Origin of the sequence: Paenibacillus solani, assembly GCF_050475945.1 — a bacterium.
In the GTDB taxonomy this organism is placed as follows: Bacteria; Bacillota; Bacilli; order Paenibacillales; family Paenibacillaceae; genus Paenibacillus_AQ; species Paenibacillus_AQ solani_A.
This window is the reverse complement of the sequence record NZ_JBCMXJ010000015.1, coordinates 711,468-729,124: the sequence shown is the minus strand read 5'-3', so window position 1 is coordinate 729,124 and position 17,657 is coordinate 711,468. Positions and strand designations below refer to the sequence as shown.

Below are 17,657 nucleotides of genomic sequence, written 5' to 3'. Positions count from 1 at the left end.
CCACTTGTGAGCCGCTCTTTTTTTACTTATCCTTCGGTGTTACTTAAGTTGCCCTCGCCCGCTCCGGCTTTCGTCGCTGCGGAATGTTCGGCTTGATGCGCGATTCTGCCAGCTCCACCGCTTGCTTAAGTTCCATATCCTCGATCTCAATCGTCAAATCGCGATAAGCAAAGGGATTTGTATCATACGAGGACAGCTGCTCGGCGTAGCTTCGCACCTCGCTCAGCAGCTTCCCCATTGCGATTCCAAGCTCATTACTGGGATAGGATTCAAGCCGGGATACGGCGCTTGTGAACATTTTGTATGCCCCTCTTACATTGTTGTTCCGGAAATGAAAGAGTCCCACGGCCACTTGCAGTAGCCCTTTATATCTCGGGTCCCGGTCCTGCTTAAGCCACAATTCCTCAAGCACCTCGTGACATTCGAAATAATCCTGGTCCCGGTTGAAATATACAAGGTAAGCGACATAAAGCGGCTCATAGGTCATGTTCGTTTACTTTCTTTTTGGCTTCAGCCAGCAGCTCCTTCACTTCATCGAGAAGCTCCTTCATCGCATCCATGTCATGATCTTGCCATATGGCATTAAACCTCCCCTGAAACGCAATCGCTTCATTGACCAAATGGAAGAAGTACAACTTGTGAATCGCATTGAGAACCTGTGTCGTAATATTCGAATCATCCTCGAACTGCCGCTGCGCTTCCAATATATCCTCGCGAATACTCGACATTTCGGTATCCAGCGTATTCGCCGCTTCTCCGGCCTTCTTCAGCCGTGCTCGTATGTCGTCCGGAAGGCTTTCCCGGTATTTGTAACTAAGCGAATGCTCGATGGTAGCCCAGAAATTCATCGCCAGTGTACGGATCTGAATTTCGGCTAGCACTATTTTTTGGCCCAAGGCTGTTTGAACCGGATATTCCACAATCATATGAAAGCTTCGGTAGCCGCTCTCTTTGAAATTGGTAATATAATCCTTCTCGTACAATACGGTCAGGTCCTTTCGCGCACGGATATATTCGGCTACCCGCCGGATATCCTCCACGAATTGACACATAATCCGAATGCCTGCGATATCCTCAATTCCGGTTTCCAATTGGTCCATCGGCACATCCAGGCGTTTCGCTTTGTCCAGTATGCTTGAGATCCGCTTGACCCGACCCGTCACGAATTCGATAGGTGCGTATTCCTCGCGTTTTTTCAATTCGGAGCGCATCGTCTTGAATTTGACCTTCAATTCTTCAACAGCCTGTTCATACGGAAGTAAAAAAGTCCCCCAGTCTCTAACGTCCATCGCCTTGCCTCCTGTCTTTACCCCATTACCGATGATTCGCCCCGACAGCTTCGGATATATGGCTGAAGCCGTCCCTTGCAAGCAGCTCCCGGAGACCGGAATGCAGCTTACGGTTTACCTCGGGTCCTTCATAGATAAGCGCTGTATAAATTTCGACCAGGCTTGCGCCTGCGCGTATCTTGTCATAAGCATCCTCTGCTGTAAAAATCCCGCCGGATCCGATAATCGGAAGCGCTCCTCCGGTTTGCTTATAGATCCGGGATACAATTTCGGTTGAACGGTTACGCAGCGGCTTTCCGCTAAGCCCGCCGGTTTCCTTGGCGTTATTGTGTGTTAGCCCCGCCCGTGAAAGCGTCGTATTCGTAGCGATGATACCGGAAACGCCGCTTTCACGAATCGTATCCACCATAAATTCCAGTTCCTCATCACTCACATCCGGCGCAATCTTCACCAGAACAGCCTTCTCGCCGCCATGAATCTTGGCTTGTCTCGACATTTCGTTCTTGACCGCTTCCAGCAGGGAGGACAACTCGCTTCCATGCTGAAGACTGCGCAAGTCCGGTGTATTCGGAGAGCTGATATTAACCACAAAAAAGTCGCCATACGGAAACAAAGCTTGAATGCAAGCTTCATAATCCCCGTTGGCTTTCTCGTTCGGCGTCGATTTGTTCTTGCCGATGTTGACAGCAACCGGAATCCGGCGCTCTTTAAGTAAAGACAGCCTTCTCGCCATAGCCTCGGCCCCTTCATTATTGAAGCCCATCCGGTTGATGAGTGCCTCGTCCGGCGGGAGCCGGAATAAACGTGGCTGTTCATTGCCGGGCTGTCCCTTTGGAGTCACGGTGCCGACTTCCATAAATCCAAAGCCGATGGAGGAGAAACCTTTGACAGCCTGGGCATTTTTATCCAGTCCGGCAGCAAGTCCGACCGGTGTCGGAAAATGAAGTCCGAACAAATCTACTGCCAAATCCGGTGTTTCGCTAACTCCGTACATTCCCCGCATGACAGCCTCTGCGCCGGCTACGCCGGAGGCACGTCCAAGACCGCCAACGACAAGATGATGCGCCTTTTCCGGATCCATTTTAAAAAATATAGGTTTGCCTAAGTTGCGGTACAGCACATCCACTCTTCCTCTCATCCACTTATTTCTCTATCCTTCAGTTTATCCGTTTCTGCCTCAAAAAGAAAGTTCCTCGGCACAATCCGGGCAATCATCCTGATGAGAAAGCGATATGGCATTTTCTGCACAAACCCCTTACAATGAAGGTAGGTTGTCCATTAATACTAATCATTTCACGATGATGAAAGAAAGAGGGGAAAGACATGTCAGCCAAACGTAAGCCTCCTACCTTGCAGCAGAAAAAAGAAGAGGTAAATAAGAAGGCCATACTATGGATCAGCTCCGGCATCGCTCTTCTTATTATCCTGATTATCGTTCTGATTGTGATTGCCCAGCCTTAATCGAGCCAGTGATATACCTTCTTGGGGTTGGTCTGATTCTGGGACGGCTTGAGCTTAAATCGCTCTTTCGGCGTCCACAGATCTTCGGGCAGGACCCCTTCCTGGATTTTCACGGAGGTTCCCATCGGAACCAGGTCAAACAGCTCCTCTACATCCGGTATAAGCATACGGATACAACCCTCGGATTCATTCGCCCCGATGCTGTTCACATCAAGCGTCCCATGTATGGCATACGACGTATCAGATAGCTGCATTCCTCGCGTTCCATAGGGACCCTTCGTGGTCCCGTTCGGATTCACAACCTTGTCATTGATCTTGAAATCTCCCAGCGGGGTTTTGGCTCCGCCAAGGCCGACCGCATAATTGCGTATGATGACAGAGCCGCTCACGACGGCAAGCCGATGACGCTTCCGGTCAATAACAACCTGCAGAGGCTGTTCAAAAAAAGGATCTCCCTTCGGGGAAGTTCCCCAATATCCCAGCTCTCCCTGAGCCGTACCCGGCTCATTCCCTTGTCCACCTGCCTCTGAGGCTCGCTGCTTCATTAACCCCCCAAACATATCCTCCATCGCTTTTGAACGGCCTGACAGCCAATTGTTCGGAAACGGCTGCGTCAGCTCATCCAAGTCTTTCGGCAAGCGTCCATGCCGAGCCTTATACTGATTGGCTGCTTCCTGCAGAACGGCCGTCTCCACCTGCAGATCAGCCCATTTTGTCGCACTCTGCTTCAACTTCGAGCTATTCGCAGGTTTGCAGTTACATTCTTCTGCCGCTCCTTCATAAGGTTGAATCGCAATGGCTCCTTGATCATCCCGGCGCAGCCCATATAACCGCTCCATGTCCTTGCTCCATAACAGCCATTTGCCGGAGCGCTCCATCCCAAGGGCAACGGACCAATCAGGTAATTGCTGCGGATGCTGAAGCAGCGAGGACAGGACCCCGCTTGCGTCCTTTCCTTGCTTGGAAGCAATTGCGGTGTACAGCGGCTCATTGCGCGAATCACGCTGCTCTTTGCCAACCGTTGTTACCGCGGCGGGTTCATCCGTCAGGTAACCCCCTTGTACAGCATCCCTTGAAGCGATTCCCGGTGCCTGGGCAGGGGGAAGAAAAACGAGCAGCAAGAATACAAGCGCTGTAAGCAAACGCCGGTTTCTTCTTCGTTTTCGTTCCTTTTCCTTCTCCATTTCCAGCAAGCGCTGTTCATAATTCTTCCATATATCAGACGGAACCTGGCTAAGCTCGAAGGCCTCATAGACCCCTTCCGCCTTGTTGTAGCAATAGTTTGCCTTTCCCTGTTCGCCTGCCTGCTCGTATTCCTTGCCCAAGAGGTACCAGGCCATTTTATTATCAGGATGCATCTCCACATACCGCTTGAGGTATAGTGAATTGTTCATGCGAGAGCCCCCTATATAAACATTTTCAGCACTACTATTCTGTATATCGGTATAAACACTCCAAATATGTATGAATCGCCCTCCATAAGAAAAACGTCTTACAACGCACATTCTCTTAGAAAGAAGGTGTCAGTCGTAAAAATTTTAAAAGTAACCGGAAAGTCCACAAGTGTAAGTTTTAGGTAATGAAGGATCTTGAAAAAACGCCCTCTGCCTGTTCGGCAAAGGGCGTCGGTATAAGTTCAAGATGGAATATCAGGGATCGAGCAATTATATTATTCTGCGTTAAAAGGCTCGTCAGCAATCCGAATTGAATCTGTCGGACAGCCGTCGCAAGCATCCAGCATATCTTCATGCATATCTTCTGGAATTTCAGTTACCCCGCGGTTGTTGTCTCCGTCGAAAATGACTTCTGCCAGGCCTTCGTCATCATAATCGTAAATATCGGGTGCCGTTGCGCCGCATGCGCCGCAAGCGATACATGTATCTTTATCTACCCAAGTAAACTTCGCCATATTCTCTCTTCCTCCTGTATATCTATAAACATCTCTATAAACCTAATTAAGCTGACGGCTCAGCCGCCACCATTTACATATATTAATACATATTATTTAGGAATACAATTAAATCCCCTAACATTTTCCTACATAATTCGGCCCGCTCACAGGGATTCAGCAGCATTATCACCAAATACACTGTTTAATCGTGATTCGGTTCCTTGGATGCCGGGTGATCGGGATGCTCGTTCTTGCTTCCCAGTTCCCTTACAAAATCCATCTGCAGCGACGTTCCTCTCCGTTTATGATTACGAATAAGTGAAGAAGGATCGTCGCCAAGCATTCCGGCTGTCAGCACCGCACTCTCGCCGAATTTATTCCGCAGCTCGTCCATGACTCGGGTGAGAGATTCTTTCTTTGGCTGTTTCTCATAATCGAACAAATCCAGCTGAATGGCGGATTCTTCCCTCGCTGCAAGCTGCTGAAGCGTTACACCGAGGAGACGCAGCGGCTTGTCCGGCTGCCAGTGTCGATCATACAACTCGCAGGCTTGCCGATAAATATCTTCCGTATTTTCCGTCGGAACAGCAAGATGTTTTGACCTGGTAATGGTCTTCATATCCGGCGTACGAAGCGTAATCTGTATACCGCAAGTCATCAATTCTTGTCTGCGAAGCCGGCGGGCCACCTGATCGCTCAGGTTCAGCAGCACCCTTCTGGCCTCCTCAGCTGAAGTGACATCATGCGGCAGAGTAGTCGTATGTCCAATCGATTTGCTCTGTTCCCGCTCTGCGACGACCGGGGCGTGATCGATGCCGCTGGCCGCTCGCTTCATCCAGGACCCCGTAATTCCAAAGGTCGAGATAAGCAGGCTTTCATCGGCAGCTGCCAGCTGTCCAATGGTCAGAATGTTCAGCTTCCGCAGCTTATCAGCCGTCTTGTTTCCGATGCCGAACAATTCCGCACAGGGCTTGTTCCATAGTACCAGCGGCACATCCCGAATTCGTAGGATGGACAGCCCGTTAGGCTTTTTCATATCCGAGGCCATTTTTGCCAGTAATTTGTTGGGGGCAATGCCGATGGAACACGGCAGCGACAACTCTTCGCGAATGCGCTCCTGAATCTCCCTGGCGATATCCAGCGGGGTACCGAACTGCTTCGAACCCGTAATATCCAAATAACATTCATCGATCGAAGTCGCCTCCAGAAGGGGCGTATAAGCATAAGCTATATTCATAAATGCATTGGAGTACTTCCGATAGAGTTGAAAATCCGGCTGTATGATGATCAGGTGAGGAACGATGCGCAGCGCCTGCCTTACATTCAGTCCTGTGCGTATGCCGAGTGAACGTGCTGCGTAGGAGCTGGTCACGATGACGCCTTTTCGCAGCTCGATGCTGCCTGCGACAGCAGTCGGCTTGCCACGGTAGAGCTCCGGCTCCTCTGCCTCATGCACAGAACAATAGAAAGCATTCATGTCCACATGAAGTATAACCCGGCCGCTGGCCGGATAATAATCGTCAATATGTCCCACGCAGGATTCCCTCTTTCTTTCGATACGGTTTTCTTCCGCTATATGCCAGTGCCTTCAGCATACCGTTCCCCTCTATGGTGGTCAAGATGAGAGAGTATGGGAAAAGTTTGCTATACTCTGTTACTTTCCCGCAAAGAAATGTTATAATACAAAAATATAAAAAATGCGGTCCACTCCCGGACACCAAAAGGAGGACATCATGTCTAAGTCCATATCCATCTTTGATACGACACTTCGCGACGGAACCCAAGGCGAGGGAATCAGCTTGTCAGCGGATGACAAGGTCAAAATCGCCAAGAAACTCAACGCTCTTGGTGTTCATTATATTGAAGGCGGTATCCCGGGAAGCAACAGCAAGGACATCGAATTCTTCAAAAGAGTCCAAGATCTCGGCTTCACTTCTAAAGTAGTTGCTTTTGGAAGCACCCGCCGCAAAGGTGGAATTGCTGATCAGGATGCTAATTTACAGCGGATTCTGGAATCCGGTGTCTCTGCAGCTACCTTGGTCGGTAAATCATGGGATTTCCACGTCCACACTGCGCTCCAGACGACCCTCGAAGAGAATTTGGCCATGATTCATGATTCCATCGCTTTTCTGAAACGGAAGGGCCTCGAAGTGATGTTTGATGCCGAGCACTTCTTTGACGGCTTCAAGAATAATCCGGAGTATGCCGTTGCTGTCATGTCTACGGCACGGAATGCAGGTGCGGACTGGCTTGTCATGTGTGATACGAACGGAGGCAGTCTCCCGCACGAGGTCGCAAGCATTGTCACATCGCTGACGAACCAAATACCAGGTGCACCTCTTGGTGTCCACACTCATAATGACTGCGAGCTTGCTGTTGCGAACACCCTAAGCGCCGTGCAAGCTGGTGTCCGGCAGGTACAAGGGACGATGAACGGATATGGGGAACGATGCGGAAATGCAAACCTCTGCTCCATCATCCCGAATCTGCAGTTGAAGCTGGATTACGAATGCATTGGAGACGACAACCTCGGTACGCTGACGAATACAGCCCGTTACATCAGCGAGATCGCCAACGTCAACATGCCGGTTAACCAGCCGTATGTTGGTAACGCTGCCTTTGCCCATAAGGGAGGCATTCATGTATCAGCAATCCTCCGCGACTCCAGAACGTACGAACATATCGAACCGGAAAAAGTCGGAAACAAACAGCGTGTGCTCGTTTCGGAGCTGGCTGGCCAGAGCAATATCGTATCCAAAGCTCAAGACATGGGTCTGGATTTTGATCCGGCTAGTGAACAAGCCAAGTCTATCATCGGGAAGATTAAAGACCTTGAACATGAAGGGTACCAGTTCGAGGGCGCAGACGCTTCGCTGGAACTGCTTCTTCGGGAAGCGAACGGAGAACTTCAAGAGCTGTTTACCTTCGAATCCTTCAAAATGCTGGTAGAGAAGACAGCCGGACAGCCGGTCGTCTCCGAAGCCTTCGTCAAAGTTAATGTGGCCGGTGAGAGCATTTATACTGCAGCGGAAGGCAATGGTCCGGTCAATGCGCTGGATAACGCACTGCGCAAAGCGCTCGTTCAATACTTCCCTACACTTAAAGAAATGCATCTCGCAGACTATAAAGTACGGGTGCTCGATGATAAGGATGCAACCGCAGCCAAAGTACGGGTGCTTATCGAATCCAAGAACTTTGAGAACTCCTGGAACACGGTTGGAGTCTCAAGCAACGTCATTGAAGCGAGCTGGGAAGCTCTTGTCGACAGTATGCGCTACGCACTACTCGGTCAAATCTCGCCAGAGCATGTGCATCAATCGGCAACTAGGCAAGGTTTGGTTAACCACTAGTTTCTCTTCATACAAAAAGCGCGGCTTCGCGATAGCTTATGCATCGCGGCCGCGCTTTTTCTGTATGTTTCATTCTTCTTTATGTTTCATGGGCTAAAGCTATTTCAACAGCTTGATCACCTTTTTACGAAGATCCTTGGGGTCCGGGGCACCCAGAATAATCTCCTGGATTACGCCGTTCCGATCAACCAGCACATTCGTAGGGAAGACCTGCCCTTTGTACAGTCCTTCGAATACCTCTCCTTTACGATCCATTAGGATCGGATATTGGAGTTGATAATCCTGAACGAACTGACGGGCTTTCTTCTCGTAGTCATACTTGGACACGTTGACACCGTATACTTCAAGCTTATCGGCGTATTCCGCCGCGAGCTTGGACAGTTCCGGGGCTTCCTCTTTGCATGGCCCGCACCACGATGCCCAGAAATTAATAATCATCGCCTTATCACGAGCTCCTCCACCGGTATATGACTTGTCATCCATACCCTTCAAAGTAAAGGTCGGAGCAAGCAGTCCAGCTTTGGCTCCTGTTTCCGTCGGAAGTGGTTCTTCCTGCATAAAGGCAGCCTTAATATTCTCACCGGCCTGATTATAGATAACAGCACCTGCTGCAACTATAAGCAGGACGATAATAATGATGTTACGTTTCATAGGGATAGTTTCCTTTGCTGAGCGAAGTTATAGTCCCTATTGTACCCCGAAAACCCCAACTTTCAAACACGCATGAATCTCAATTATCCCTTACTTAAATAAACATAAATATCTCCGAGCGTCTCTGCATGACCAAGAGTCCGGATCGTCTTCATGTAATCTGTCCATAACCGCGCGGTCATACAAGCATCTGACAATGCATGATGTCTGCCTTCCACGGGGATATCTCGGCTGCGCAGCAGCTCATCCAGACTATAATCCGCCTGCTCCGGATATAACCTCTTCGCGAGCATCATCGTATCCAGTAAGCGGTGGTTTAATCGAACCTTCGATGTCTTCCATAACGCGGCATTCAAGAAACCGCGGTCATGTGCCGCCGCATGGGCCACAAGCACACTGCCTCCGGCAAAAGCCATAAAATCATGCAGCCCCTCCAGCAGTGACGGAGCAGCTTCAACCATAGGCTGCGTAATACCTGTAAGTTCAGTAATGAATGGAGAAACAAGAATCCCGCTGTTAACGATCGTATAAAAGGTTTCATGCTCGATCACCCGTTCTCCGATGACTCTGACTGCACCAAATGATAGAATCCCATCTCCCTGTTGGTAATGAAACCCTGTCGTCTCCAGATCAAACACGACAACCTCAAGTTCATTCAGCGGGATACCCAGGATCTCCGGCCGTCGGTTGTCTTTCATTAGGGAGCGGATGAACGCGAGCTGCTGAGCTGTTTGTGCTTCGCGCATGAAGGCAAAGGCAGAATGAAATTTTCCTGAACGAATTGAATTCCAGAAGCCTACACTTGGTCGATCCGGCTCCTTCACAGGCTCCTTCTCTCTGCAAGACGCTGCTCTCGCTGCAATGCCCGGTGCAGCCGTCTCACGACAGCTAGCGTATCACGCAGCTCGTACTGGATGATTTTGTTCTTGAGCAGCTCCCCGGGAATATAACTGCTGCTCACCACGATTCCTTTTTCAATCCGAGCAGGCGTGTTATTTCTTAGACGAAGCCCCGTCAACCATGTACGATCCACGCTCTCCAGCAGCAAGCTGCCTTCTTCAAGCAGTAGTACTTTCTCCATGCGCTTCTGCGTCGAGGTTTCGATGATGCCTCGCTGCAAAGCCAAGGTACGAATGCTGTTCACAAGCGGGATATAAACCCCGTACTTCACATCAAAATCACCAGCATGCTCACCAGTTCGTTCGGTTACAATCCGCCCCATCACATTTAGTGTAGCTTTGTGGTTGACTGTGTTTCGGAGCACGGCATGACCGATGTCCGGGTGCAGCTTGACGGAGCATCGAAAGTGGTCAACCCATGCCTCAGATAACTCGCTGTCTCCAGCAATATGACGGAGATCCGAGGCGATGACGAAATAGCGAATCGGCTCCCACTGTTGGTCTTCACACCACTTGCTGATCTGATGTTTCCAATCCCCAAGCCTCTGGCTCCATAAGGGCTCGGAACACATCACCTTTCCCGGACATTTGGGATAGCCAGCATACTCCAGCAGATTCGCCAGCCGAAGGCCAAATTCCCGGAAATAAGGGTGACTTTCCTCCTTCAGCTCATCCCCGATGATCAATCCGTTGTCCTGATCACTCCACAGCGTAGCTTCCTGTCTCCCGCTGCTGCCAAAAGCAACAAACGCATAACGTGCAGGAGGCCGGCCAAAGCCAGCCTTCCACATGTCCTGTTCACAGATCGCCGCAGCACGCTGTCCAATGACATCATGCATCACATTGATAAGTGCAATCCATTCCCTTAATTCCAGCTCACTGCGCATATCGATCAGTTGGTTCTGACAAGCAATTCGTTGATCTCGTAATTGCTGTGCACTCGATGCGTTCCATATTTCCGATAATAGTGGAAACTCATGTTCAGACTTCTGAGGTTTCATGCCGGCCCTCCTTATGGGGCTTCGCTCTGTCAGAATCGTTTGTTCCAGTGCTATTCATGTTGCATCGCTTCCGGCAGCGCTATATTCCCGGGACTGCCCTTCCGATTCTGCGTGGAGCTTCATTTGCTCCGGATATCCGTAAGTTCCATGCTCACTGATATCAAGCCCCATCACTTCTTCTTCCTCCGTCACGCGGATACCCATCGTAACTTTCATGATATACAGTATGATGAATGAGATCACCAATACGAATGCAAACGTACCGATCAGACCCAGAAGCTGAACCCCAAGCTGCCCGAAGCCTCCGCCATAAAAAGCCCCTTTGCTGCCTACGCCCGTAATTTCAACAAGCCGCGGTGCTGCGAACAAACCGGTCGATACAGCCCCCCACATACCGGCAATACCATGCACGGAGAAAGCATATACGGGATCATCGATCCCTTTGCGGTCAAACCATTGAGCCGTAAAGAAAGTGATTATACCAGCTATAGCACCGATCACGACAGCAGCCCAAGGCTCAACGAAGGCGCAAGCCCCCGTAATGGCTACAAAAGCAGCGAGAATTCCATTAAGCATGCTGGGAATATCGGCTTTGCCAAGCACTGCCCAAGAGATCAGCAATGCAGCAAGTGCTCCCGCCGCCGCAGCGATATTCGTGTTCAATGCCACAAATCCAAAGAATCCATCAGTAAGTGCTGAGATAGTACTGCCTGGATTAAATCCGAACCAACCGATCCAGATAATGAAGACACCCAGCACAGATAGAACCTGATTGTGACCCGGTATGCTGTTCGGCTTGCCGTCTTTATTATATTTGCCAAGCCGAGGCTTCAGCAGAATGGTAGCCGCAAGAGCTGCTGTAGCCCCAGTCAGATGAACAACTGTCGACCCGGCAAAGTCCTGCATTCCTAATGCTCCAAGCCAGCCGCCGCCCCATACCCAATGAGCTACAATAGGATAAATCACAATGGTGAACAACAATCCGAACACGATATACACACTGAGCTTTGCACGTTCGGCCATGCCTCCGCAAGCAATAGCCAGAGATACAGCGGCGAAAGATAAGTGGAATAGAAACATGATGGTGGTTGGAACGTCATATCCGGATAAGGAATCAAATGATCCCGAAGCATGGTCACCGCTTAAGAAGAAACCTTCGAATCCGAAGAAGCTGTTTCCGTTACCGAAGGCCAAACCAAACCCTAATGCCCAGAAAGCCACAATGGATATCCCGAAGGTCAAAAAAGTTTTGCCTGCCACATGTCCTGCATTCTTCATTCGAACCGACCCAGCCTCCAGCAGTGCAAACCCTGCTTGCATGAAAAATACGAGCAATGCTGCCAAGAATACGAAGACGGAGTTCAAACCAACCGTTAATTCAACATTCGTTGCTCCTTCACCGGAGGCGAACACACTACCCGGGAAAGCAGGTAACGCTGCTGCCCCAATCATCACACTCAGCCATGTTTTCCTCTTCATACCCTCACTCCTAATGTTAGTTTTATTTACATATAATTGAGTACTTATGGCCAGTATACGAGGGATTAGCTATAATTCGCAATGTGTTTTTTACAAAATAATCAAATAACACAAGTTTTGTGTAATATAATATAACATAATCAACTCGAATCTCATAACATCATACCTGATATCACTCCACACCAAGAATCCATGCTAATATTCCGTTTCAACTACAACGTTTGACTGTATGGTTGAAGATCATGTATCATATTTCTATTAAAATGAAAATATATATGCAATCATTAATGTCCAATTCCATGATGTCTTGTGAGGTGATGAATTATGGGGATCAAGAGCGGTAGCCTCTTCCGGATAGGCGAACTGGCAAAAGCTGCTAGAATCAGCGAGAGAACCATTGATTACTATACGAAGTTGGGTTTGATTTCCCCTGAAAAACGGACGTTAAAGAATTACAGGTTATACAGCAATGAAACCTTAAGCACTCTCGAACGTATTAATCAGTTAAAGCAAGAGAAATATACTCTGGATGAGATTAAGGAGCGACTGGATCGGTGGAAGTCAGTTTCGGATGATACGGAAATGACGGAGAAGCTAACCAAGCTCGAAATCCAGATGAGACAGCTTGAGAGAGACGTTAAGGAACTAAACCCGCTGCTGAGTGAATTAAAACCCAGTCAAGCAAGGGAAGTGCTTGCTAATATTCTTCCTAAGGGAGCGGCTTGCATCGAGTCCATTCAAATTTTGCTGAACCACTTTACTTCAATGTAACGATGCCACACCAATTGACAACTATGTATGGGGGTATGATAAATGTATTCTGACTGGATGTTTATACTCATAATTATTGCGTTTATTTTCTCACTATGGGCACAATTCCGTGTGAAGGGCACTTTTAATAAATGGGCTAAAGTGGAGAACAGCACTGGCATGACCGGCTACGATGCAGCCCGGCATATGCTGGATGCCAACGGTCTTCACGATGTACCGATTGAACCGGTACGAGGCACGCTCTCGGATCACTACGACCCTACCAAACGCGTTGTGCGGTTGTCCGAGCCTGTATACTACGAACGTTCCATCTCGGCTGTCTCTGTTGCTTGCCACGAAGTCGGCCATGCGATCCAGCATGCGGAACATTATCCGATGCTTGTCGCCCGGCACAAAATGTTCCCTGTCGTTAACTTTGCATCCGGCATCGCTCCATTTCTATTGATTGCAGGATTCCTGTTTAATGCGATGAACCTGGTCGGTATCGGAATTATCTTCTTCTCTTGCGCCGTTGCCTTCCAGCTTGTCACCCTGCCGGTTGAATTTAACGCAAGTAACCGTGCTCGTCAACTCATGGTTCAAGAAGGCTATATCGCCAATAACGAGGAGCGCGGGGTTGCTAAAGTCTTGAATGCCGCAGCCCTGACTTATGTCGCTGCAGCCTTGATCTCCCTGCTCGAGCTGATCCGTTATATCATGATTTTTACAAGCAATCGGGACTAAGCAGTTACTTAAATTAAATGAACATTCTTAGCAAAACAAAGGGCTTTCCTCTCTACCATCGATCGGTGGAGAGGAAAGCCCTCTTTTTGTATAATTCAATAATGTCATTCTCGTAATGTAATGAAGCCTTAGGGAGACGCAGCGGAATCCGCCTTCTCTTCCTTTTTGGATGATGGGTCAATCCCAAAATATTGAAGCAGGAACGTACGGAACGCCTGCGCAACTGGCGGAAGCTTCTCATCCGCACGGTGAATCAGACCAATCGAACGTGTTACCTTCGGCTCCGAGATTCGGACACGTGCCGGCTGCAACGGATTCGTCTGGAATAACGCCATTTCAGGCAGCAGACTGACTCCCATACCCGCAGCAACCAGACCGCGGATCGTATCCGTTTCCTCGCCTTCAAAAGCGATTTTCGGTGTAAATCCGGCTTCGAGGCAGGCATGCCATACGATGGGACGCAAGGAGTAACCCTTGCTGAACAACACAAAGCGCTCCTCCTTCAGTTGCTCCAGCTTAATCGACTGCTCCCCGGCAAGCGGGTGATTCGGCGGCAGAATCGCAAACAGCTCTTCTGTTAGGACGACATCTCCATCCACTTGATCATGACGCTCCGGAAACGGAGACACAAAGGCCAAATCCACTTCTGCCCCAACCACATCCCGGATCAGTGTCGGGAACATCCCCTGCTTGAAGCGAAACTTCACGTTCGGGTATTTCTTGCGGAATTCAGCCACGATGGACGGAATGAGATGTATGCCCAGGCTATGAGGAAATCCGATGCGGATCTCCCCTTGTTCGGGATCCAGAAATTCATGTATCTCGACAACCGCACGGTCCAAGTCCTTCATAATGCTCTCCACCCGTTTGCAAAAAAGCTGACCTACCGGGGTTAATTGCAGGTTCCGGCCTTTTTGCATGAACAAATTAACACCAAGTTCCTCTTCCAGTTGATGTATTTGACGGCTAACGGCTGACTGAGCCACATGAAGCTCTTCTGCCGCTTGGGTAACGTGTTCTTTTTGCGCAACCTTTACAAAGTATTGCAACTGTCGTAATTCCACGCCTTTTATCGCTCCATTCTTATTCCCTACAATTCTATTATAACAGACCCTCTAAGGCCCGATTATGTTCGATGTTTGAATAATCGAATCATGAGACCGTAGAGGAAAAATCCACCTACCAATCCGCCCACATGGGCTATAAGACTGACCCCTGGAGTAAACGAGAACAGAATTCCCAAAATAAGCAGGGTGAACAGTGTCTTGCGAGACGACTCATCAATGACTTGCTGCTGGAACAGCGCAATGTACAGATAAGCGCCATAAGCACCATATATGGCTCCAGAAGCGCCGACAAGGAAGTGGAAACCCTCCATGCGCTCATAATATGCCAATCCGATTATATTGCCGAGCAGGCCACTGAGCAAATACAGGATCGCAAACTTCCAGCTCCCCATAATTCTCTCCAGCGGGGGTACAAACACCAGCAGTGCGAAGCTATTAAACAACAAATGATCAAATCCGTTATGGAGAAACATCGCGGTAAAATATCGCCACGCTTCATCAACAAACTGCGGCAAATCCGATAAAGCCCCGTATTTCATCAAGGTCAATGGATTTCTCGATCCCCCGTCAATCGACGTCAGGACGAACATCACCAGGTTAATCACAATCAGCAGCGATGTAACCGGGTAATAACGCAGGTATTTTCTCCAATTCTCATATCGTACGAATATCATAGCATCCTCCTCATCCAAAATCAGGACAGGGATGTCTCTTAGTGGACATTCCCTTTTTAAAAAGATTATAATGTACCATGAACCTGATCACCAAACTTTGATATCCAAGGAGGAGATTTATCATGGCTCAAGAACGTTCAGGAGCTGCCACTTTTAAAGGCAATCCTATTACTCTCATCGGACCACAGCTCAAGGCTGGTGATGCCGCGCCAGATTTTACAGTAAGCAAGAACCTGCTCGAGGATGTTTCCCTTAAAGATTATGCTGGTAAAATCAAGCTGATCAGCGTCGTTCCTTCCCTCGATACCGGAGTATGTGACGCACAGACACGCCGTTTCAACGAGGAAGCCGCTGGACTGGGTGATGATGTCGTGGTACTTACAATCAGTGCAGACCTTCCATTTGCCCAAGCTCGTTGGTGCGGAGCCGCTGGCGTAGACCGTGTCATTACGCTTTCCGACTATAAATCGCGCTCTTTCGGTGAAGCCTATGGTGTGCTTATTAAGGAGTTCCAGCTCGACATGCGTTCGATCTTCGTTGTCGATACTAACGATAAGATCACTTATGCCGAATACCTCGGTGAAATGACAGAGCATCCGAATTATGAAGCTGCCGTGGAAGCCGTGAAATCTCTGCGGTAACACTCTTAAGGTTACATATAAAGCACACTTTTAAAAAGCGGGAGAGCAACTCTCCCGCTTTTTCTTATTGGACTAAGCATCCACTTTATATTTGCTTAGTTTTTTGTCGAGAACCGCGTACAAATTTAGAATGACCCGGTAGTTCGCTCCCAGATCCCCGAGGGAACCGCGAGACGCCGAATACATATCAACTGCACTGCGAACCGGGCTGATGCCAAGCACGGATACGGTAATGTCCAGTGTGCGCCCAAAGGAGGTTTTTTTCTCAAGTGTAATCTCTCCCACGGATTGAACCTCATGCAGTACTTTGTAGCCCTGAATTTTTTTTAGTGTCGAGGAAACCTCTTCAAAACACTTTTCTTTTGATAGATTGTAATAACGCGTCTTCAGCTTGGGATCTTTAGCACGGTCGCTTGTGCCGTCATAGCTGCGCACCAAACCAATTAGAACTCGTTTTAATGACAAAGACCGTTCCTCCTTTATAAATGACCGTTCCTTTCCATACTCTAGTTTAACATTGTTTATGCTTTCAGCAAACCATAATATATAGCAAAAAGGCACCCCTCTCATTTCGAGTTCGAAATAAAAGAGATGCCCATTCATTGGTCTAACGAAACCCGCCTATGCCGTCCGGTAAACATTGTCTTCGAACCTGCTATAGCAGGTGGGTGACCGCAGAACCGCTTATGAATTCCCCTTGTCATATAGACAGGGCATTCCAGCCACGGTTACATATAGATCTCCCTAGACATCGTCATTGGTTCAAAACAACGGAAAACCGAAACGAACATCGCAGGATGTAGTCTTATTATAGGGGGTTTTGCCGCAAAAGTAAACCTTTCACCGCTAAGATTTCGATCCATTATCTTCCTTTTTGACGGAATCCATGCTATCCAGCAGCGCTTGCTCCGTCTCGGATTCTTCTTCAGCTTTCCTCATTCTCTCCTGTTGTTCCTGCATTTTGGTGAAGGTTGCATAGAAGTTAAAGAAAGCAAACAGTGCCATCAGACAGAACAGGAAGAAGATGAACAGCACTGGCATTTGGGTACCGATATATGCCAAGACAGCGCTTCCGACCAAAGTTGTAAATACACGGAACGGTCTGATCAAGGTAAGAAGCACAGCATTTTTCAACAACTGCAGGGTCTTCATCTCATAATGCACTGTCATGGAGAAGAAGTTAAACAAGGATACAAACAACAGGATGAGCAGCACCAGCATGATGATACCGACAAGCTGGAATCCCTCAAGCTGTGTCATGTACACGGTGTAATCCACATACATAATGACGAACAGAAGCGTATAAAAAATACCGCCGATCATACTCTGCTTATAGTTTTCTTTATACCCTCTAAAGAAAGTTTTGAACACCGGAACATCAGGATTGCCCATGACCCATTTGCGGACAACGGTAAACATAGCCGCTGTAGCCGGAAATAATACAAAAGGCGATAATATTCCCAGGAACCAATTCGATAGCAACTGCTCATTATGCGCATCCGGTGTCTGAGCAGCCATCAGAAATTTGGTTAAAACAATAAACAAGAAGGGCGATGTACATAGAACCCACAAAACGTTCGAAAAAGCAATACGAGTAATCCATTCGGTGAGCTTATATAAGCCACCCATGGCTCCTTTCATTTCCAAATCCGTTTCCTCCTCACTCAAATCATGCATGTATCTATTAATATACCTTATTTTATGCATGCATTGCCAGAGCCTAATTTTCTTCGATCTGGGTATATATCCAATCCGGTACC

Annotated in this window: 19 protein-coding genes and 1 other RNA gene; 5 read left to right on the top strand and 15 right to left on the bottom strand. The window is 48.5% G+C overall.

The features are described 5' to 3' along the window. Positions 1-43: 43 nt before the first annotated feature. Genes ABEQ74_RS18325 through ABEQ74_RS18315 form a run of 3 tightly spaced genes read right to left on the bottom strand, consistent with a single transcriptional unit; the run spans position 44 to position 2,409 of the window. Positions 44-487, bottom strand: coding sequence for a DUF309 domain-containing protein (locus ABEQ74_RS18325; RefSeq protein WP_430123547.1), 444 nt, complete (start codon positions 485-487; stop codon positions 44-46). After that, complete coding sequence (locus ABEQ74_RS18320; protein WP_430123546.1) at positions 477-1,289, bottom strand: GTP pyrophosphokinase; 813 nt, start codon at positions 1,287-1,289, stop codon at positions 477-479. The genes ABEQ74_RS18325 and ABEQ74_RS18320 overlap by 11 nt, the downstream gene beginning before the upstream one ends. A gap of 25 nt (positions 1,290-1,314) precedes the next feature. Beyond that, entirely contained in the window at positions 1,315-2,409 is a 1,095-nt protein-coding gene (locus ABEQ74_RS18315; protein WP_430123609.1) for a quinone-dependent dihydroorotate dehydrogenase, read from the bottom strand. Positions 2,410-2,612: 203 nt separating this feature from the next. On the opposite strand from ABEQ74_RS18315, the gene ABEQ74_RS18310 reads away from it, so the two are divergent. Continuing rightward, the gene (locus tag ABEQ74_RS18310) at positions 2,613-2,750 is read left to right on the top strand and encodes a hypothetical protein (RefSeq protein WP_015736685.1); all 138 of its coding nucleotides are present in this window, start codon (positions 2,613-2,615) and stop codon (positions 2,748-2,750) included. On the opposite strand, the gene ABEQ74_RS18305 is transcribed toward ABEQ74_RS18310, so the two are convergent. From ABEQ74_RS18305 to ABEQ74_RS18295, 3 genes are all read right to left on the bottom strand, one after another. Beyond that, positions 2,747-4,144, bottom strand: a complete 1,398-nt coding sequence (locus ABEQ74_RS18305; RefSeq protein ID WP_430123545.1) for a L,D-transpeptidase — start codon at positions 4,142-4,144, stop codon at positions 2,747-2,749. The genes ABEQ74_RS18310 and ABEQ74_RS18305 overlap by 4 nt on opposite strands. Before the next feature lie 275 nt (positions 4,145-4,419). Next, positions 4,420-4,659 (bottom strand): ferredoxin, encoded by a 240-nt coding sequence (locus ABEQ74_RS18300; protein WP_053492143.1) that lies wholly within the window; start codon positions 4,657-4,659, stop codon positions 4,420-4,422. Between the two features lie 184 nt (positions 4,660-4,843). Continuing rightward, complete coding sequence (locus tag ABEQ74_RS18295; RefSeq protein ID WP_430123544.1) at positions 4,844-6,175, bottom strand: DNA polymerase IV; 1,332 nt, start codon at positions 6,173-6,175, stop codon at positions 4,844-4,846. A 199-nt stretch (positions 6,176-6,374) separates the two neighbouring features. On the opposite strand from ABEQ74_RS18295, the gene cimA reads away from it, so the two are divergent. Then, entirely contained in the window at positions 6,375-7,991 is a 1,617-nt protein-coding gene (cimA, locus tag ABEQ74_RS18290; RefSeq protein WP_430123543.1) for a citramalate synthase, read from the top strand. A 99-nt stretch (positions 7,992-8,090) separates the two neighbouring features. Here the strand turns inward: cimA and ABEQ74_RS18285 are convergent, their stop codons facing one another. From ABEQ74_RS18285 to ABEQ74_RS18270, 4 genes are all read right to left on the bottom strand, one after another. Next, positions 8,091-8,642, bottom strand: coding sequence for a TlpA family protein disulfide reductase (locus ABEQ74_RS18285; protein ID WP_430123542.1), 552 nt, complete (start codon positions 8,640-8,642; stop codon positions 8,091-8,093). Positions 8,643-8,725: 83 nt separating this feature from the next. Next, complete coding sequence (locus ABEQ74_RS18280) at positions 8,726-9,466, bottom strand: exonuclease domain-containing protein (RefSeq protein WP_430123541.1); 741 nt, start codon at positions 9,464-9,466, stop codon at positions 8,726-8,728. Continuing rightward, positions 9,463-10,542, bottom strand: coding sequence for a DUF294 nucleotidyltransferase-like domain-containing protein (locus ABEQ74_RS18275; protein ID WP_430123540.1), 1,080 nt, complete (start codon positions 10,540-10,542; stop codon positions 9,463-9,465). The genes ABEQ74_RS18280 and ABEQ74_RS18275 overlap by 4 nt, the downstream gene beginning before the upstream one ends. A 54-nt stretch (positions 10,543-10,596) precedes the next feature. Continuing rightward, on the bottom strand, positions 10,597-12,021 hold the full coding sequence (locus tag ABEQ74_RS18270; RefSeq protein WP_430123539.1) for an ammonium transporter: 1,425 nt from the start codon (positions 12,019-12,021) through the stop codon (positions 10,597-10,599). Between the two features lie 324 nt (positions 12,022-12,345). Between ABEQ74_RS18270 and ABEQ74_RS18265 the strand changes: the two genes are divergently transcribed. Together ABEQ74_RS18265 and ABEQ74_RS18260 are read left to right on the top strand one after the other, a co-directional pair. After that, positions 12,346-12,792, top strand: a complete 447-nt coding sequence (locus ABEQ74_RS18265) for a MerR family transcriptional regulator (protein WP_430123538.1) — start codon at positions 12,346-12,348, stop codon at positions 12,790-12,792. A gap of 42 nt (positions 12,793-12,834) precedes the next feature. Continuing rightward, a complete protein-coding gene (locus tag ABEQ74_RS18260) occupies positions 12,835-13,515 on the top strand; it encodes a zinc metallopeptidase (protein WP_430123536.1) in 681 nt (226 codons plus the stop codon). Positions 13,516-13,643: 128 nt separating this feature from the next. Here the strand turns inward: ABEQ74_RS18260 and ABEQ74_RS18255 are convergent, their stop codons facing one another. Continuing rightward, entirely contained in the window at positions 13,644-14,579 is a 936-nt protein-coding gene (locus ABEQ74_RS18255; RefSeq protein ID WP_054403378.1) for a LysR family transcriptional regulator, read from the bottom strand. Between the two features lie 62 nt (positions 14,580-14,641). Next, complete coding sequence (locus ABEQ74_RS18250) at positions 14,642-15,256, bottom strand: rhomboid family intramembrane serine protease (protein ID WP_430123535.1); 615 nt, start codon at positions 15,254-15,256, stop codon at positions 14,642-14,644. Positions 15,257-15,378: 122 nt separating this feature from the next. Here ABEQ74_RS18250 and tpx point away from each other — a divergent pair, with 122 nt between their 5' ends. Continuing rightward, positions 15,379-15,897 (top strand): thiol peroxidase, encoded by a 519-nt coding sequence (tpx, locus tag ABEQ74_RS18245; protein WP_430123534.1) that lies wholly within the window; start codon positions 15,379-15,381, stop codon positions 15,895-15,897. A gap of 72 nt (positions 15,898-15,969) precedes the next feature. Here the strand turns inward: tpx and ABEQ74_RS18240 are convergent, their stop codons facing one another. From ABEQ74_RS18240 to ABEQ74_RS18230, 3 genes are all read right to left on the bottom strand, one after another. Then, a complete protein-coding gene (locus tag ABEQ74_RS18240) occupies positions 15,970-16,362 on the bottom strand; it encodes a DUF1499 domain-containing protein (protein ID WP_053492132.1) in 393 nt (130 codons plus the stop codon). A 145-nt stretch (positions 16,363-16,507) separates the two neighbouring features. Continuing rightward, positions 16,508-16,699, bottom strand: a non-coding RNA gene (gene ssrS, locus ABEQ74_RS18235) — 6S RNA. 44 nt (positions 16,700-16,743) lie between these two features. Beyond that, complete coding sequence (locus tag ABEQ74_RS18230) at positions 16,744-17,544, bottom strand: YesL family protein (RefSeq protein WP_430123533.1); 801 nt, start codon at positions 17,542-17,544, stop codon at positions 16,744-16,746. Positions 17,545-17,657 lie beyond the last annotated feature (113 nt).

What these genes read in the sequence shown, in the direction of transcription:
- ABEQ74_RS18310 (WP_015736685.1), top strand. Translation starts at nt 2,613, where the DNA reads ATGTCAGCCAAACGTAAGCCTCCTACCTTGCAGCAGAAAAAAGAAGAG.
- ABEQ74_RS18320 (WP_430123546.1), bottom strand. Translation starts at nt 1,289, where the DNA reads ATGGACGTTAGAGACTGGGGGACTTTTTTACTTCCGTATGAACAGGCT.
- ABEQ74_RS18305 (WP_430123545.1), bottom strand. Translation starts at nt 4,144, where the DNA reads ATGAACAATTCACTATACCTCAAGCGGTATGTGGAGATGCATCCTGAT.
- ABEQ74_RS18300 (WP_053492143.1), bottom strand. Translation starts at nt 4,659, where the DNA reads ATGGCGAAGTTTACTTGGGTAGATAAAGATACATGTATCGCTTGCGGC.
- ABEQ74_RS18260 (WP_430123536.1), top strand. Translation starts at nt 12,835, where the DNA reads ATGTATTCTGACTGGATGTTTATACTCATAATTATTGCGTTTATTTTC.
- ABEQ74_RS18285 (WP_430123542.1), bottom strand. Translation starts at nt 8,642, where the DNA reads ATGAAACGTAACATCATTATTATCGTCCTGCTTATAGTTGCAGCAGGT.
- cimA (WP_430123543.1), top strand. Translation starts at nt 6,375, where the DNA reads ATGTCTAAGTCCATATCCATCTTTGATACGACACTTCGCGACGGAACC.
- ABEQ74_RS18270 (WP_430123539.1), bottom strand. Translation starts at nt 12,021, where the DNA reads ATGAAGAGGAAAACATGGCTGAGTGTGATGATTGGGGCAGCAGCGTTA.
- ABEQ74_RS18275 (WP_430123540.1), bottom strand. Translation starts at nt 10,542, where the DNA reads ATGAAACCTCAGAAGTCTGAACATGAGTTTCCACTATTATCGGAAATA.
- ABEQ74_RS18265 (WP_430123538.1), top strand. Translation starts at nt 12,346, where the DNA reads ATGGGGATCAAGAGCGGTAGCCTCTTCCGGATAGGCGAACTGGCAAAA.
- ABEQ74_RS18325 (WP_430123547.1), bottom strand. Translation starts at nt 487, where the DNA reads ATGACCTATGAGCCGCTTTATGTCGCTTACCTTGTATATTTCAACCGG.
- ABEQ74_RS18250 (WP_430123535.1), bottom strand. Translation starts at nt 15,256, where the DNA reads ATGATATTCGTACGATATGAGAATTGGAGAAAATACCTGCGTTATTAC.
- tpx (WP_430123534.1), top strand. Translation starts at nt 15,379, where the DNA reads ATGGCTCAAGAACGTTCAGGAGCTGCCACTTTTAAAGGCAATCCTATT.